Raw genomic sequence first — 14,520 nt, forward strand, 5'->3', positions numbered from 1 at the left:
CGCACTTTCCTGGAATTGCGCCAAACGAAAACGGGCGCGACATAAGCCGCGCCCGCTCCGATTGTCGGTCAGTTTGCTCAGGCTGCGTCTTCTTCGCCTTCGGCCTTCTTTTCGCGCACGATTTCCTTGCCGGTGGCCTGGTCGACAACCTTCATCGACAGGCGGACCTTGCCGCGCTCGTCGAAGCCCATCAGCTTGACCCAGACCTTATCGCCTTCCTTGACGACATCCGAGGTCTTGGCAACGCGGTCATTGGCGAGCTGCGAGATGTGGACGAGACCATCGCGGGGACCAAAGAAATTGACGAAAGCGCCGAAGTCGGCGGTCTTGACGACCGTGCCTTCGTAGATCTCGCCGACTTCCGGCTCGGCGACGATGGTGTGGATCCATTTCTTCGCCGCCTCGATCTCCTTGGCGTTGGAGGAAGCGATCTTCACCGTGCCGTCGTCCTCGATGTTGATCTTGGCGCCGGTCTTCTCGACGATCTCGCGGATGACCTTGCCGCCCGAGCCGATGACGTCGCGGATCTTGTCGGTCGGAATATGCATGACCTCGATGCGCGGCGCGAACTCGCCGAGTTCGGCGCGGGCGCCGGTCAGGGCATGCGCCATTTCGCCGAGGATATGCTGGCGGCCATCCTTGGCCTGGTCCAGCGCGATCTTCATGATCTCCTCGGTGATGCCCTCGATCTTGATGTCCATCTGCAGCGAGGTGATGCCGTTGGCGGTGCCGGCGACCTTGAAGTCCATGTCGCCGAGGTGATCTTCGTCACCCAGGATGTCGGACAGAACCGCGAAGCGCTCGCCTTCCTTGATCAGGCCCATGGCGATACCGGCAACGGGCTTGGCCAGCGGCACGCCGGCATCCATCAGCGCAAGCGAGGTGCCGCAGACGGTTGCCATCGACGACGAGCCGTTGGACTCGGTGATCTCCGAGACGACGCGCAGCGTGTAGGGGAACTGGTCAGCGCTCGGCAGCATCGGCCGGATGGCGCGCCAGGCGAGCTTGCCGTGGCCGATTTCGCGACGGCCCGGCGAACCCATGCGGCCGGTCTCGCCGACGGAATAGGGAGGGAAGTTGTAGTGAAGGAGGAACTTCTCCTTGTACATGCCGGTCAGCGAATCGACATACTGTTCGTCTTCGCCAGTGCCGAGCGTGGCAACGACCAGCGCCTGGGTCTCGCCGCGAGTGAACAGCGCCGAACCATGGGTGCGCGGCAGCACGCCGACTTCGGAAACGATCTTGCGGACCGTCTTCAGGTCGCGGCCATCGATGCGCGAGCCGGTGTCGAGGATGTTCCAGCGCACGACCTTGGCCTGGAGTTCCTTGAACACGGAACCGATCTGCTCGGAAGTGTATTTGGGCTCTTCGCCTTCGGCCGGAGCGAACGCGGCCTTGACCTTGGCCTTGACGGCGTCGACGGCGGCATAGCGCTTCTGCTTGTCGGTGATCTTGTAGGCTTCGCGAAGCTCGTCGCCGACGATGTTCAGCATTTCGCCTTCGAGCGCGGAATAGTCAGGCGCGGTGAAGTCCCGTGGCTCCTTGGCGGCAACTTCGGCCAGCTTGATGATGGCATCGATAACCGGCTGGAAGCCCTTGTGGCCGAACATGACAGCGCCGAGCATCAGCTCTTCGCCAAGTTCCTTGGCTTCCGACTCAACCATCAGCACGGCGTCGGCGGTGCCGGCGACAACGAGGTCGAGCTTGGATTCCTGCATCTCGTCGATGTGCGGGTTGAGAACGTACTCGCCGTTGATGTAGCCGACGCGCGCGCCGCCGACCGGACCCATGAAGGGAACGCCCGACAGGGTCAGCGCGGCCGAGGTGGCAACGATCGACAGGATGTCCGGATCGTTCTCGAGGTCATGCTGGACGACCGTGACGACGATCTGGGTATCGTTCTTGTAGCCGTCGGCGAAGAGCGGACGGATCGGGCGGTCGATGAGGCGCGAAACCAGCGTTTCCTTTTCGCTCGGACGGCCTTCACGCTTGAAATAGCCGCCCGGGATCTTGCCGGCGGCGTAGGTCTTTTCCTGGTAATTGACGGTCAGCGGAAAGAAATCCAGGCCGGGCTTGGGCTCCTTCATCGAAACGACGGTGGCCAGAACCTTGGTCTCGCCGTAGGTGGCAAGCACAGCGCCGTCAGCCTGGCGCGCGATCTTGCCGGTTTCGAGGATGAGCGGGCGACCGCCCCATTCGATTTCTACTTTGTGTTGATTGAACATGTCTTGTCCTTTGTATGAGGAAAGGCCGCGCCGTTTCAGCGTGCGCGGGTGCCCTTTCCTCTGCTTCCTTTCTCGGGCAGCCACGGGCAAGACAACGGGAGGCTCGGGTTTCATCGGCGCGGTGGCCTTACGAGCGTCCTGCAATCCTGCCCCATGACCGTCCATGGGTGGCTTCGAGTGGCCCTCTGCGCGCTCGAAGCCGGATATGGCCAATCGATCGACTGGCCTGCGCACAACCCCGAAACCCACGGCTTACGGAACGCGTCATGCGCAAATTCAACTTTTGGAGCGCCCGGCCGGCATCCGGAAGGGTGCGCGGCGCTCCAGTCCTGCATCCGAGATCGGGTTGGCCCGGGCTCGAATGCGCGACCGGCGGACTCCTTGAAGGAGCCCGCCGGTCAATTCGTCAACGGCGCAGACCGAGCTTCTCGATCAGTGTCTGATAGCGCGCGTCGTCCTTGCGCTTGAGATAATCAAGCAGGCTGCGGCGCTGGGACACGAGAGCGAGCAGACCACGGCGGGAATGGTTATCCTTCTTGTGGTCCTTGAAATGGTCGGTCAGGTTCTTGATGCGCTCGGAAAGGATGGCCACCTGGACTTCCGGAGAACCGGTATCGCCCTTGGCGGTAGCGAATTCACCCATCAATTCCTTCTTGCGCTCGGCAGTAATCGACATCGTGTTTTTCCTTATCTGTTTGAGGAAACGGGTCGCCCTCAGCCGGGATGTCGTCCAGCAGGGGCCGGTGCGAGCAAAGCGTCGTGGCGCTATGCTGCGGCGCATATAGTGCAATTCCCGGCAAAACACCAGCCCAATTCACCAAGCCGGCTTTTCAGCCCCAAATGGCAAGTTTCGGCGCAGTCAAAGCCATTTCTTCCATTTGAAGAACGCAATCAGGCCGACCGCGATAACAGCCATGAACAGGAGCGCTTCCGGATAGCCGTAATAGGCCTTCAACTCCGGCATGTTCCACGGCGAGCTCTCGGGATCGAAATTCATGCCCCAGACACCGACCAGGAAGGTGAGAGGCATGAAGATGACCGAAACGATGGTGAGATAGCTGATGACGTCGTTGGTGCGCGCCTGGCTCAGGGACAGATGCATCTCGATCAGGCCGGTCAGCATGTCGCGCTGGGTCTCGACGAGTTCGATCAGCCTGAGCGAATGGTCGAGCGTGTCATTGAGGAAGACCTTGGTCTCGGCTCTGACATAGGGCACTTCGTTGCGGATCAGCGTCGCCAACGCATCGCGCATCGGCCACAGCACGCCCTTCAGCACATTGGCGTCGCGCCGCAATTCGTGCAACTGCCGCATCTGATGCTTGTGCGGCGAATGCAGCATCTCATCCTCGATGCTGTCGACCAGATCGCCGGCCCCCTCGATCGGCGGAAAATAGCTGTCTACGATAGCGTCGATAAGCGCGTAGGCCAGATAGTCGGCGCCGCGGGTCCGCAACCGGTTGGGCGCCGAACTCTCGATGCGCTTGCGCACCGGGTCGAACGGATCGCCCTCCCGCTCCTGGAAGGTGACGACGAAGTTCTCGCCGAGGAAGAGAGCGATCTGTTCGTAGCGATGCGAGGTGACATCGTCGATCATGCGCACGACGACGAAGGCATGATCCTCGAAGAAGTCGACCTTCGGCCGCTGGCCGGTGTTGACGACATCCTCCAGCGCCAGCGGATGAAGGCTGAAGATGCGGCCGATCTCCTCGATCAGCCCGATGTTGGCGAGGCCGGTGCAGTCGAGCCAGATCACCGGCCATTTCCGGCAATTCGCCTCGACGTCGGCGATGCTGGCATTGTCGATGGTCTTGAACTTCTGCGGCGAGATCAAGGTCAGCCGCAATTCGGAGCGCCGCGCCGCCGGATCGGCGATCAGCGTACCCGGCGAGGCGCCGACCGGCGGCCGCCTTGTCTTCACCGGCGCCCGCTTTTTCACCGCCTCGGCTTTTGCCATGTGCCCCTCGAGCGTAGAGTCGACGTGAAGTTAGAACCTTGTTCTCGCAATTTCGAACAGAAAACCGTTTCACACTTTTCCTGGAATTGCTTCAGCCGTCAGCCGGCAAAGACCCGCTTGGGCTTGAACATGCCCTGTTCGATCGCACCGATGGCCACCAGCTTGCCGCGCGCCGTCGCGCAGGCCTCTTCGGCCTCCACCGGCGCATCGCGGCCGCGAATGATGACTGGATTGCCGAGACGGATCTTGGTCGCCGCGTCATCGCTGATGGCGATCTGCGGCAAGCAGTCGAGAGCGGCCGATGTGTCGACAAGAAGCGCATCGATGGCATCGAAGTCGACGGGGATCTCTATCGGCTCCGCGCCGTCGGCGGGCTCCGGTTTGTCCTCACCTCGTGCTCCGAAGCGAGCCGCCTCGAGCTCGGCGATGGTGACGAAATCCTCTTGCGTGAACGGCTCGACCTCGACCCGGCGCAGGTCGGAAATATGGCCGAAGCAGCCAAGGTCGCGGCCCATGTCGCGGGCCAGCGAGCGTACATAGGTGCCCTTGCCGCATTCGACCTCGAAAACCGTGCGATCAGCATGGTGCTCGATGATGTCCAGACGACCAATCTCGATCTCGCGCGGGGGAATGTCGACCGTCTCGCCCTCGCGGGCAAGGTCATAGGCGCGTTCGCCTGATATCTTGATGGCCGAGAATTGCGGCGGCGTCTGCATGATGACACCGGTGTATTTCGCTAGCAACGCCTTCACCTCGGCTTCCGCCGGACGCAGGTCGGAGCTCTTCGTCACCGGCCCTTCGAGATCGTCGGTGGAGCGCTCATCGCCCCAGGCGACGGTGAAGCGATAGATCTTGGCGCCGTCCTGCACGTAAGGCACGGTCTTGGTGGCTTCGCCGAGCGCGATCGGCAGCATGCCGGAAGCCAGCGGATCGAGCGTGCCGGCATGGCCGGCCTTCTCTGCCTGGAACAGCCACTTGATCTTGGAGACAGCCTCGGTCGAGCCCATGCCGACCGGCTTGTCGAGCACCACCCAGCCGGAGACCGGCCGGCCCTTCTTCTTGCCGCGGCGCGCCATTATTCGCTGTCCTTGTCGTCTTTGGCCTTGATGTCTTTGTCCTTGTCGTCATCGTTTTGGCCTTCGGCACCCAGATCCCGCGCCACCTCGGGCGACTTCAGGAGATCGTTGATCCTGGCGAAATTGTCGAAGGAGGTGTCGAGCTTGAAGCGGAACTCCGGCATGAATTTCATCTGCCGCAGGGCGCCCGAGACACGGCCACGGACGAATTTCGCATGCTTGTTCAGCGCCTCGACTACCGCATCGGTATCCTTGGCACCGAGTGGCGAAACGAACGCGGTAGCGACCCTCAGATCGGTGGACATACGCACTTCCGACACCGAAATGACGGTGTTCTCGATCAGCGGATCGATGATCTCGCCGCGTTGCAATGTTTCAGACAGCGCATGGCGCACCTGCTCGGCGACGCGCAGCATGCGCTGGGATGGGCCGGATGTGGTGGAACGGGGCATTTTTCTCAATCCTGAAAGCGTGAGGCGCGGAGTAGGACCGTGCCGCATGTCTCAAATGGGTCATTCTCAAAAGGCTTTGGGCGGCGGTCTTTCGACCACCGCCCGGCACCGCAAGTCACGCGAACTCAGAGCGTCCGGGTCACCATCTCGACGCGGAAGCACTCGATGATGTCGCCAACGCGCATGTCCTCGTAGTTCTGGAAGGCCATGCCGCACTCCTGGCCGCCGGGGACTTCCGAAACCTCGTCCTTGAAGCGCTTCAGCGTCTTCAGCGTGCCTTCGTGGATGACGACGTTGTCGCGGATCAGGCGTACGCCCGCGCCGCGCTCGACCTTGCCTTCGGTGACACGGCAGCCGGCGATCTTGCCGACCTTGGTGATGTCGAAGATTTCGAGGATCTCGGCATTGCCGATGAAGGTCTCGCGACGCTCCGGCGACAGCAGGCCCGACAGAGCCGCCTTCACATCATCCACGAGGTTATAGATGATCGAGTAGTAGCGGATCTCGATGCCCGCGGCCGCGGCCGCGGCGCGCGCCTGCACGTTGGCGCGAACGTTGAAGCCGATGATCGCAGCACCCGAAGTCTCCGCCAGCGAGACGTCGCTTTCGGTGATGGCGCCGGCGCCGGCATGGACGATGCGCGCACGCACCTCGTCGGTGCCGAGCTTGTCCAGTGCGGCGTTGATCGCCTCGATCGAACCCTGAACGTCGCCCTTGATGACCAGCGGGAATTCCTTCAGCCCGCTCGTCTGCAACTGCGACATCATCTGTTCGAGCGAGCCACGCTGGCCGGCATGCCTGGCCACCGCCTTCTCGCGCGCCAGACGCTGGCGATACTCGGTGATCTCGCGGGCGCGGGCCTCGTTGTTGACGACCGCGAAGCGATCGCCAGCCTGTGGCGTGCCCTGAAGGCCGAGCACCTCGACCGGCATAGCCGGCGGCGCTTCCTTGATCTGCTCGCCGCGATCGTTGACCAGAGCGCGCACCCGGCCCCATTCGTTGCCGGCGACGAGGATGTCGCCCGGCATCAAGGTTCCGGTCTGCACCAGCACGGTGGCGACGGGGCCACGGCCCTTGTCGAGCTGCGCCTCGATGACGACGCCCTCGGCGGTACGGTCCGGATTGGCCTTCAGGTCGAGGATTTCGGCCTGCAGCAGGATCGCCTCGAGCAGCTTGTCGAGATTGGTGCCCTTGGTCGCCGACACTTCGACGTCCAGCACTTCACCACCCATGGATTCGACGAAGACCTCATGGCGCAGCAGTTCCGAGCGCACCTTCTGCGGATCGGCGTCATGCTTGTCGATCTTGTTGATCGCCACGATGATCGGAACGCCGGCCGCCTTGGCATGGCTGATCGATTCGATCGTCTGCGGCATCACGCTGTCGTCGGCCGCCACCACCAGGATGGCAATGTCGGTGGCCTGGGCGCCGCGGGCACGCATCGCCGTGAAGGCGGCGTGGCCGGGCGTGTCGATGAAGGTGATCTTCTGACCATTCTTCTCGACCTGATAGGCACCGATATGCTGGGTGATGCCGCCGGCCTCGCCGGAGACGACATTGGCATTGCGGATCGCATCGAGCAGCGACGTCTTGCCGTGGTCGACGTGGCCCATGATGGTCACCACAGGCGGACGCGACACGAGGTCTTCCGGACGATCGGCGATGTTGAACAGGCCTTCCTCGATGTCGGACTCGGCGACGCGGCGGACTGTGTGGCCGAATTCGGTGGCGACCAGCTCGGCCGTATCGGCGTCGATGACGTCGCCCGGCTTCAGGATCTGGCCCTGCTTCATGAAGAACTTGACCACATCGACCGCACGTTCGGACATGCGCTGCGCCAGTTCCTGGATGGTGATGGTCTCGGGCAGGATCACTTCGCGCATGACTTTCTCGCGCGGCTCATTGTGCATCGCGCGCTTGAACTTCTCCTGGCGGCGACGCATCGACGACAGCGAACGGGCCCGCGCATCCTCGTCGGAAAGCGCGGAATTCAGTGTCAGCTTGCCACGGCGACGATCTTCCTCGCCCTTGGTCGGCTTGGCCGGACGCGCCACTTCGGGCGTGACCAGGCGACGTACCGGCGCACCGGCGCCGGTCCGCTTCGGCTTGACCTCTTCCTCTTCGTCGACGGTTGCCAGTTCCGCGGCCTGCGGCGCGCGGCGGCGTGCCTCTTCCTCGGCGCGACGGCGCGATTCGGCCTCGGTCTGCAACCGTGCCTCTTCCTCGGCCTGGCGGCGCGCGGATTCCTCGCGTTCCCGCTTGCGGCGCTCTTCGTCCTCGGCGCGGCGCTTGGCTTCCTCGGCGGCGCGCTGACGGTCTTCGACCTCGCGGACCTTGGACCCTTCAAGCGCCCTGCGGCGGGCTTCCATTTCACTGCGCGACAATTCGTTCAGCACCATGCCGCTGCGCTCGACAGGAGCTGGCGGCGGAGGCGGAGGCGGTGCCTTGGGCGCTTCCTGCACGACAGGCGCTGCCGCGACCGGCGGCTTCGGCGCGAAGACAGGCACAGGGGCAGCGGCAACCGGCTCCGGCTTGTCGCCGGGCAGGGAGAATTTGCGCTTCTTGGTCTCGACCACGACCGACTTGGTACGGCCATGCGAGAAGTTCTGGCGCACGGTGCCCTGTTCCATGCCGGGGCGCTTCAGCGTCAAGGTCTTCTTGGGTGTAACACTCAACGTCTTGTCGTCGCCCGATTTCGTATCGCTCATTCCATATCCTCTGCGGCCTCATCTTCGTCAGCAACGGCCGCAAGCATTGCCAGATCGTCCGGGGTACCGCCCCGATACCGGTCGAGCGCAACCATGCGCTTCTGGACCGCCTTACCCGCGTCTCCCGCGAGGACGGCAGCATGTATCACATTTGTACCCCCCAATGCCAAGCTCAACTCGGCCTCGGAGAAAAGTTTGTAGGCAAGGATGGAGGGGCCGCCGATATGGACGGTCGCTCGCCGCGCCTGGCTGATCTTGCGTACGCCATCGTCGGACGCCTCGGTCGCGTGGAGCACGAAAAGCGCCAGCCCGCCACGCACGGCACTCTCGACCTTGGTAGCACCGAGAGCGATCGCGCCTGCCTTGCGGGCGAGACCCAGCATGCCCAGCGCGGATCTGGAGAGCAGTCCGTCGACCATGCCGCCAAGATCCGGCGGCACAACCACCTGTGCCTTGAAGGCGCGGGCAAAAAGGTTCTTGGCCGCCGCCTTGTCGATATGTAGGCGGTCGGCGCTCACCCAGCAACCACGGCCGGGCAGATTTCTCTTGAGATCGGGAACGACGGCCGAATCCGGGCCGACGACGAACCGGATCAGATCATCCGGTTCGGCCTGCTTGCGGGTGACGATGCAGGTGCGATCGTTCATCTCGTCCTGGGGCGGGTTCTGTGCGATGCGGTTTCACCTCACGCACCAACGGCTTCGTCAGCCGATGCTTCTTCGGCCGCAAGCTCGTCTTCGGTGATCCAGCCGGCCTTGAGGCGGGCATTGAGCACCATCTGCTCGGCATCGGCGCGCGAAACGCCGTGATTGGCCAGCACGCCCGGATAGACTTTTGTCTCGCCGTCCTTGCGTTCCTTCCAGCCGGTCAGGTCGTCAGCGGCATAGCCGGCGAAATCCTCGATCGTCTTCACGCCGTCCTCGCCGAGCGTCACCATCATGGCGGTGGTGATGCCGGGGATTTCGCGCAGTTCGTCCGAGACACCCAGCGCCTTGCGCTTCTCGTCATGCTCGGCCTCGATCTTTTCGAGATATTCGCGAGCACGGGTCTGGATTTCGGAAGCGGTGTCGTCGTCGAAGCCGTCGATCGAGGCGATCTCGCCGGCGTCGACATAGGCGACTTCCTCGACGCTGGTGAAGCCTTCGGAGGCCAGCACCTGGCCGACCATCTCGTCGACATCGAGGGCTTCCATGAACAGCGCCGAGCGCTCGACGAATTCCTTCTGGCGGCGCTCGGACTCCTCGGCCTCGGTCAGGATATCGATATCCCAGCCGGTGAGCTGCGAGGCGAGACGCACGTTCTGGCCGCGGCGGCCGATGGCCAGCGACAGCTGATCGTCGGGAACCACCACTTCGATGCGCTCGGCGTCCTCGTCGAGCACAACCTTGGCGACTTCCGCCGGCTGCAGCGCATTGACGATGAAGGAGGCGGCCGAGGGCGACCACGGAATGATGTCGATCTTCTCGCCCTGCAGTTCGCCGACGACGGCCTGGACACGGCTGCCGCGCATGCCGACGCAGGCGCCGACCGGATCGATCGAGCTGTCACGCGAGATGACGGCGATCTTGGCGCGCGAGCCCGGATCGCGGGCAACCGACTTGATCTCGATGATGCCGTCATAGATTTCCGGCACTTCCATGGTGAAGAGCTTGGCCATGAACTGCGGATGCGTGCGCGACAGGAAGATCTGCGGACCGCGCTGCTCGCGGCGCACATCGTAGACATAGGCGCGGACGCGGTCGCCATACTTGTAGTTTTCGCGCGGGATCAGCTCGTCGCGGCGGATGATGGCCTCGCCACGGCCGAGATCGACGATGACGTTACCATACTCGACGCGCTTGACGGTGCCGTTGACGATCTCGCCGATGCGGTCCTTGTATTCGTCGTACTGACGGTCGCGCTCGGCCTCGCGCACCTTCTGCACGATGACCTGCTTGGCCGACTGGGCGGCGATGCGGCCGAAATCCATCGGCGGCAGCTGTTCGGCGATGAAATCGCCGAGCTGGGCGTCGGGATTGCGCTCACGGGCCGAGGAAATGGCGATCTGCGTGGCATAGTCGTCGACCTTTTCGACCACTTCCATCAGCCGCTGCAGCTTCATCTCGCCGGTGTTCGGGTTGATGTCGGCGCGGATGTTGGTCTCCTGGCCATAACGCGAACGCGCCGCCTTCTGGATCGCATCGGCCATGGCGGCGATAACGATCGACTTGTCGATCGACTTTTCACGCGCGACCGCGTCGGCAATCTGGAGCAGTTCAAGTCTGTTGGCGCTTACAACCATGTTTTTTCTCCCGAGCCTGTTTGCCGGACCTTCTCGCCCGGCAGCTCAATCAACTTTCCTGTTCGTGTTCTTCCGTAGCGTCCGCTTCCGCACCCTCTGGCACGTCGTCGTCCGGCTCGCCGCGTCGTTTCTTGGCTTCCTTGCGCGCCCTGTTGTCCTTCGACAACGCGTCGCGGATGAGGTCGTCGGTCAGGACCAGGCGTGCCTCGGCGATCGTGTCGTAAGGCACACGCACCGTCGGCTCCTCGCCATAGGCCGCCTTGTCGCGCTCGATCAGCACGTCATTTTCGCCGGCCTCGGCAATCTTGCCCTTGAAACGCTTGCGATCGGCGACGACGACCGATGTCTCCATCTTCACCAGATGGCCGGTCCACGCCGTGAAATCCGACTTGCGGACCAGCGGCCGGTCGATGCCGGGAGAGGAAACTTCGAGATGGTATGCTTTCTCGATCGGATCATCGACATCGAGCGCCGGCGACACCGCGCGGCTGACCTCTTCGCAATCCTCGACGGTCATGGTGCCGTCCTCGCGCTCGGCCATGACCTGCAGCGTCAGCCCGTTCTGGCCGGACAGACGCACACGCACCAGACGAAAGCCGATGCCGCGCAGCACCGGCTGAATGATCAGCGCGATGCGCGCATCGATGCCGCTTTCGCGGATGATGCGGTCGTCACCTTCGCTTGCCGTCGCAGTCATCAATTACCTGTCGTTCGTTTCAAACCTATCGGCAGGTAATAAAAAAGAGCGGGACCGGGTGGACCCACTCTTCGTCATACCGACCAAGAATTTGAGGCTGATATAAACGAACACTGCCCGTGTTTCAAGCCCGCCGTGGCAAACCGACGAGGTGTCACGCCGCCGCGCCAGCGTTGCGTCGGACGCATGGCCTCCATGCAGCCGCACCTCTGTGAGCCTTGATGCCGCATCCCCATCTATAGTGCATCGCACAAATTCAGAGAGATTTCGCAGACGCGAAAGGGCACGACCATGAGCAACCGTAAGATTTTTTCCGCCATAGGCGATCTATTCACGACGTTCGGCAGCGCGGTGGCCGCATCGCGCGCCGTGGAAGCCGGCCGCAAGCCGCGCGCTGACGACCTGCGCAAGCTTGGCATGGATCCGGCTGTCTTCAACCGGATCGGTCGTTTCTGAAAATCCGGCGGGAGGCGCCGTGACACTTATTTCCTGATAAAAGTCAGATAGGCCGGTGGGCGGCCCTCGCGAATGGCCTTCGCCTCGTAACGCGTGCCTGGCCAACCATCGTAAGGGCGATGCCAATCCGCCGCTTCCGTAGCCTGCCATGCGAAGGCGCCATGCGCCCGACAATGAAGCAAGGTCCAGTTGACATACGTATCGATGTCTGACGCGAAGCGGAATTTTGAACCCGGCTTCAGCACATGGGCGAAACGGTCAAGATTGACCGGGCTGACGAAACGCCGCTTCCAATGCTTCTTCTTCGGCCAGGGATCGGGATAGAGAAGGTCTATGCCGTCGAGCGAGGCCGGGGGCAACCAGTCAAGCAGGCGGGTGGCATCATCGTCGTAAACCCTGAGATTGGCCAGCGGCCTCGCCCGCACCGCCATCATCATCTTGGCCATGCCGTTGACGAACGGCTCCACACCGATGAAGCCGACCGTCGGCGTCTCGATTGCGCGATGCAGAAGATGCTCGCCGCCGCCAAAGCCGATTTCGAGCCGAACCGCCGAAATATCCGCCGCAAACAGAGTGCGCAGATCCGACGGCGCTTCGGCCGTCAGATCGAGCCGGTAGGCGCCTAGCCCGCTTTCCAGGGCCGCCGCCTGCTGCGGGCGAACGGGCTTGCCGCGTCGACGACCGAAGAAGGCTTCGGTCGTACGGCTTGGCCTGTTTTCAGGGCTCATCTGGTTGGCGCGAGGTCTGTCGCGGCTCAGGCCGCGACAGCATCCTTGAGCGCCTTGGCGAGATCGGTCTTCTCCCAGGAGAAAGACCCGTCACGGCCGGCCTTGCGGCCGAAATGACCGTAGGACGACGTCTTGGCGTAGATCGGCTTGTTGAGGTCGAGATGCCGGCGGATGCCGGATGGTGACAGGTCCATCACGCTGCGCAGCGCTTCCTCGAGCTTTGCCTCGTCGACCTTGCCGGTACCGTGCAGGTCGACGTAGACCGACAGCGGCTGGGCCACACCAATGGCGTAGGAAAGCTGGATGGTGCAGCGGTCGGCAAGCTTCGCCGCCACGACATTCTTGGCCAGGTAGCGCGCCGCATAGGCGGCCGAACGGTCGACCTTGGTGGTATCCTTGCCGGAGAACGCGCCGCCGCCATGCGGTGCCGCGCCGCCATAGGTGTCGACGATGATCTTGCGGCCGGTGAGGCCGGCATCACCGTCCGGGCCGCCGATGACGAACTTGCCGGTCGGGTTGATGTACCACATGCAATCGTCGGCAATCTTGAGATCACCAAGCGCCTCGCGGATATAGGGTTCGACGACCTTGCGGACTTTCTTGGAATCCCAGGTCGCATCGAGATGCTGTGTCGACAGCACGATCTGCGTTGCCTCGGCGGCCTTGCCGTCGATGTAGCGGACGGTGACCTGGCTCTTGGCGTCCGGTCCGAGCTTGCCGGCCTCGCCGTTGTTTTCGTGACGGGCGGCGGCCAGCAATTCGAGGATCTTGTGGCTGTAGTAGATCGGCGCCGGCATCAGGTCCGGTGTCTCGCGGCAGGCATAGCCGAACATGATGCCCTGGTCGCCGGCACCTTCCTCGCCCTGGCGGTCGGCGGCGTTGTCGACGCCCTGGCCGATATCCGGCGACTGGCCGTGCAGGAGAACCTCGATCTTGGCTGTCTTCCAGTGGAAGCCGGCCTGCTCGTAGCCGATCTCGCGGATCGCCTTGCGGGCGACGGATTTGAACTTCGCCGGATTCACGACCGGGTGACCGGCCGCGTCCTTGAGGATATTGCCTGCCTTGTCCTTCTTCAGCAGCGTCTCGGGGACGCGCACTTCGCCGGCGATGACGACACGGTTGGTGGTCGCCAGCGTCTCGCAGGCGACACGCACTTTCCATGGGTCCATGCCGGTCTTCTTGGCCTCACGATAAACCAGATCGACAATTTCGTCGGAGATCCGGTCACAGACTTTGTCGGGATGGCCCTCGGCAACGGACTCCGAGGTAAAGAAGTAATTCTGCCGCGTCACGGGTGTCCCCTCTTGAAAAACGATCGGCAGGCTGCCGATTTTGGCGCGCCACGTGTTAGCGGGGCAAAGCGCCGCTCGTCAAGCGTTGCCGCCATTCTGGCACGACTGTCGATGTCAATATCTTGTGCCACCGGCGGCGGATGCCGCCGGTGGCAGGCGCATTGAGCGTCAGTCGAGGTCGTCCGCGGCGAGCGACTTCACCAGATCGATGATCCTGCGGCGTACCTTGACGTCGGCGATCTTGACGAAGGCCCGGTTGAGTTGAAGGCCTTCGGGACTGCCGCAGAATTCCACGGCGAAAGCCATCGACGCATCCTCGGCAAAGCCACGATTGGCCGTGGGCTCCTGGCCCGGCGCATCCTCGAAAAAGAAGGCGACGGGCACGCCGAGTATGGAGGCAATCGCCTGCAGGCGGCTGGCGCCGACGCGGTTGGTGCCCTTTTCATATTTCTGGATCTGTTGAAATGTGATGCCGAGATTCTCGCCCAGCTTCTCCTGGCTCATTCCGAGCATGTTGCGCCGAAGCCGGACGCGACTTCCAACGTGGATGTCGATGGGATTCGGTTTTTTCTTGTTTTCTTCTGTCATATTTTCCTCGCCGAATTTTTTCGGCTTTGTGATTTTTTTTCCACCCAAACAAAGCCGGGGCGA

At 62.8% G+C, this 14,520-nt stretch carries 13 protein-coding genes; 1 reads left to right on the top strand and 12 read right to left on the bottom strand.

Annotated elements, in window-relative coordinates:
- Window positions 1-77 precede the first annotated feature (77 nt).
- From pnp to rimP, 9 genes are all read right to left on the bottom strand, one after another.
- A complete protein-coding gene (gene pnp, locus EB231_RS00075; RefSeq protein WP_172347060.1) occupies window positions 78-2,225 on the bottom strand; it encodes a polyribonucleotide nucleotidyltransferase in 2,148 nt (715 codons plus the stop codon).
- 406 nt (window positions 2,226-2,631) lie between these two features.
- Complete coding sequence (rpsO, locus tag EB231_RS00080; RefSeq protein WP_281411427.1) at window positions 2,632-3,006, bottom strand: 30S ribosomal protein S15; 375 nt, start codon at window positions 3,004-3,006, stop codon at window positions 2,632-2,634.
- A 78-nt stretch (window positions 3,007-3,084) separates the two neighbouring features.
- Window positions 3,085-4,179 (bottom strand): magnesium/cobalt transporter CorA, encoded by a 1,095-nt coding sequence (gene corA / locus EB231_RS00085; RefSeq protein WP_172347061.1) that lies wholly within the window; start codon window positions 4,177-4,179, stop codon window positions 3,085-3,087.
- Window positions 4,180-4,277: 98 nt separating this feature from the next.
- The gene (gene truB / locus EB231_RS00090; RefSeq protein ID WP_172347062.1) at window positions 4,278-5,255 is read right to left on the bottom strand and encodes a tRNA pseudouridine(55) synthase TruB; all 978 of its coding nucleotides are present in this window, start codon (window positions 5,253-5,255) and stop codon (window positions 4,278-4,280) included.
- Window positions 5,255-5,707, bottom strand: coding sequence for a 30S ribosome-binding factor RbfA (gene rbfA / locus EB231_RS00095; protein WP_172347063.1), 453 nt, complete (start codon window positions 5,705-5,707; stop codon window positions 5,255-5,257). Before rbfA ends, truB begins: the two co-directional genes overlap by 1 nt.
- A gap of 125 nt (window positions 5,708-5,832) precedes the next feature.
- Window positions 5,833-8,415 carry a translation initiation factor IF-2 gene (gene infB / locus EB231_RS00100; protein WP_172347064.1) on the bottom strand — a complete coding sequence of 861 codons (2,583 nt, stop codon included), beginning with the start codon at window positions 8,413-8,415 and terminating at the stop codon, window positions 5,833-5,835.
- Window positions 8,412-9,062 (bottom strand): RNA-binding protein, encoded by a 651-nt coding sequence (locus EB231_RS00105; protein WP_172347065.1) that lies wholly within the window; start codon window positions 9,060-9,062, stop codon window positions 8,412-8,414. Before EB231_RS00105 ends, infB begins: the two co-directional genes overlap by 4 nt.
- A gap of 38 nt (window positions 9,063-9,100) precedes the next feature.
- A complete protein-coding gene (nusA, locus tag EB231_RS00110; protein WP_172347066.1) occupies window positions 9,101-10,696 on the bottom strand; it encodes a transcription termination factor NusA in 1,596 nt (531 codons plus the stop codon).
- Window positions 10,697-10,745: 49 nt separating this feature from the next.
- Window positions 10,746-11,393, bottom strand: coding sequence for a ribosome maturation factor RimP (gene rimP, locus EB231_RS00115; RefSeq protein ID WP_172347067.1), 648 nt, complete (start codon window positions 11,391-11,393; stop codon window positions 10,746-10,748).
- 291 nt (window positions 11,394-11,684) lie between these two features.
- Between rimP and EB231_RS00120 the strand changes: the two genes are divergently transcribed.
- Window positions 11,685-11,849, top strand: coding sequence for a hypothetical protein (locus EB231_RS00120; protein ID WP_140775498.1), 165 nt, complete (start codon window positions 11,685-11,687; stop codon window positions 11,847-11,849).
- 26 nt (window positions 11,850-11,875) lie between these two features.
- Here EB231_RS00120 and trmB read toward each other — a convergent pair whose 3' ends face one another.
- The 3 genes from trmB to EB231_RS00135 all read right to left on the bottom strand — a co-directional run bounded on the left by trmB (window position 11,876) and on the right by EB231_RS00135 (window position 14,457).
- Complete coding sequence (trmB, locus tag EB231_RS00125; protein ID WP_172347068.1) at window positions 11,876-12,577, bottom strand: tRNA (guanine(46)-N(7))-methyltransferase TrmB; 702 nt, start codon at window positions 12,575-12,577, stop codon at window positions 11,876-11,878.
- A gap of 26 nt (window positions 12,578-12,603) precedes the next feature.
- Window positions 12,604-13,869 (bottom strand): methionine adenosyltransferase, encoded by a 1,266-nt coding sequence (metK, locus tag EB231_RS00130; protein WP_140775500.1) that lies wholly within the window; start codon window positions 13,867-13,869, stop codon window positions 12,604-12,606.
- A 168-nt stretch (window positions 13,870-14,037) separates the two neighbouring features.
- The gene (locus EB231_RS00135) at window positions 14,038-14,457 is read right to left on the bottom strand and encodes a helix-turn-helix domain-containing protein (protein ID WP_172352762.1); all 420 of its coding nucleotides are present in this window, start codon (window positions 14,455-14,457) and stop codon (window positions 14,038-14,040) included.
- Between the last annotated feature and the right edge of the window lie 63 nt (window positions 14,458-14,520).

Origin of the sequence: Mesorhizobium sp. NZP2298, assembly GCF_013170825.1 — a bacterium.
In the GTDB taxonomy this organism is placed as follows: domain Bacteria; phylum Pseudomonadota; class Alphaproteobacteria; order Rhizobiales; family Rhizobiaceae; genus Mesorhizobium.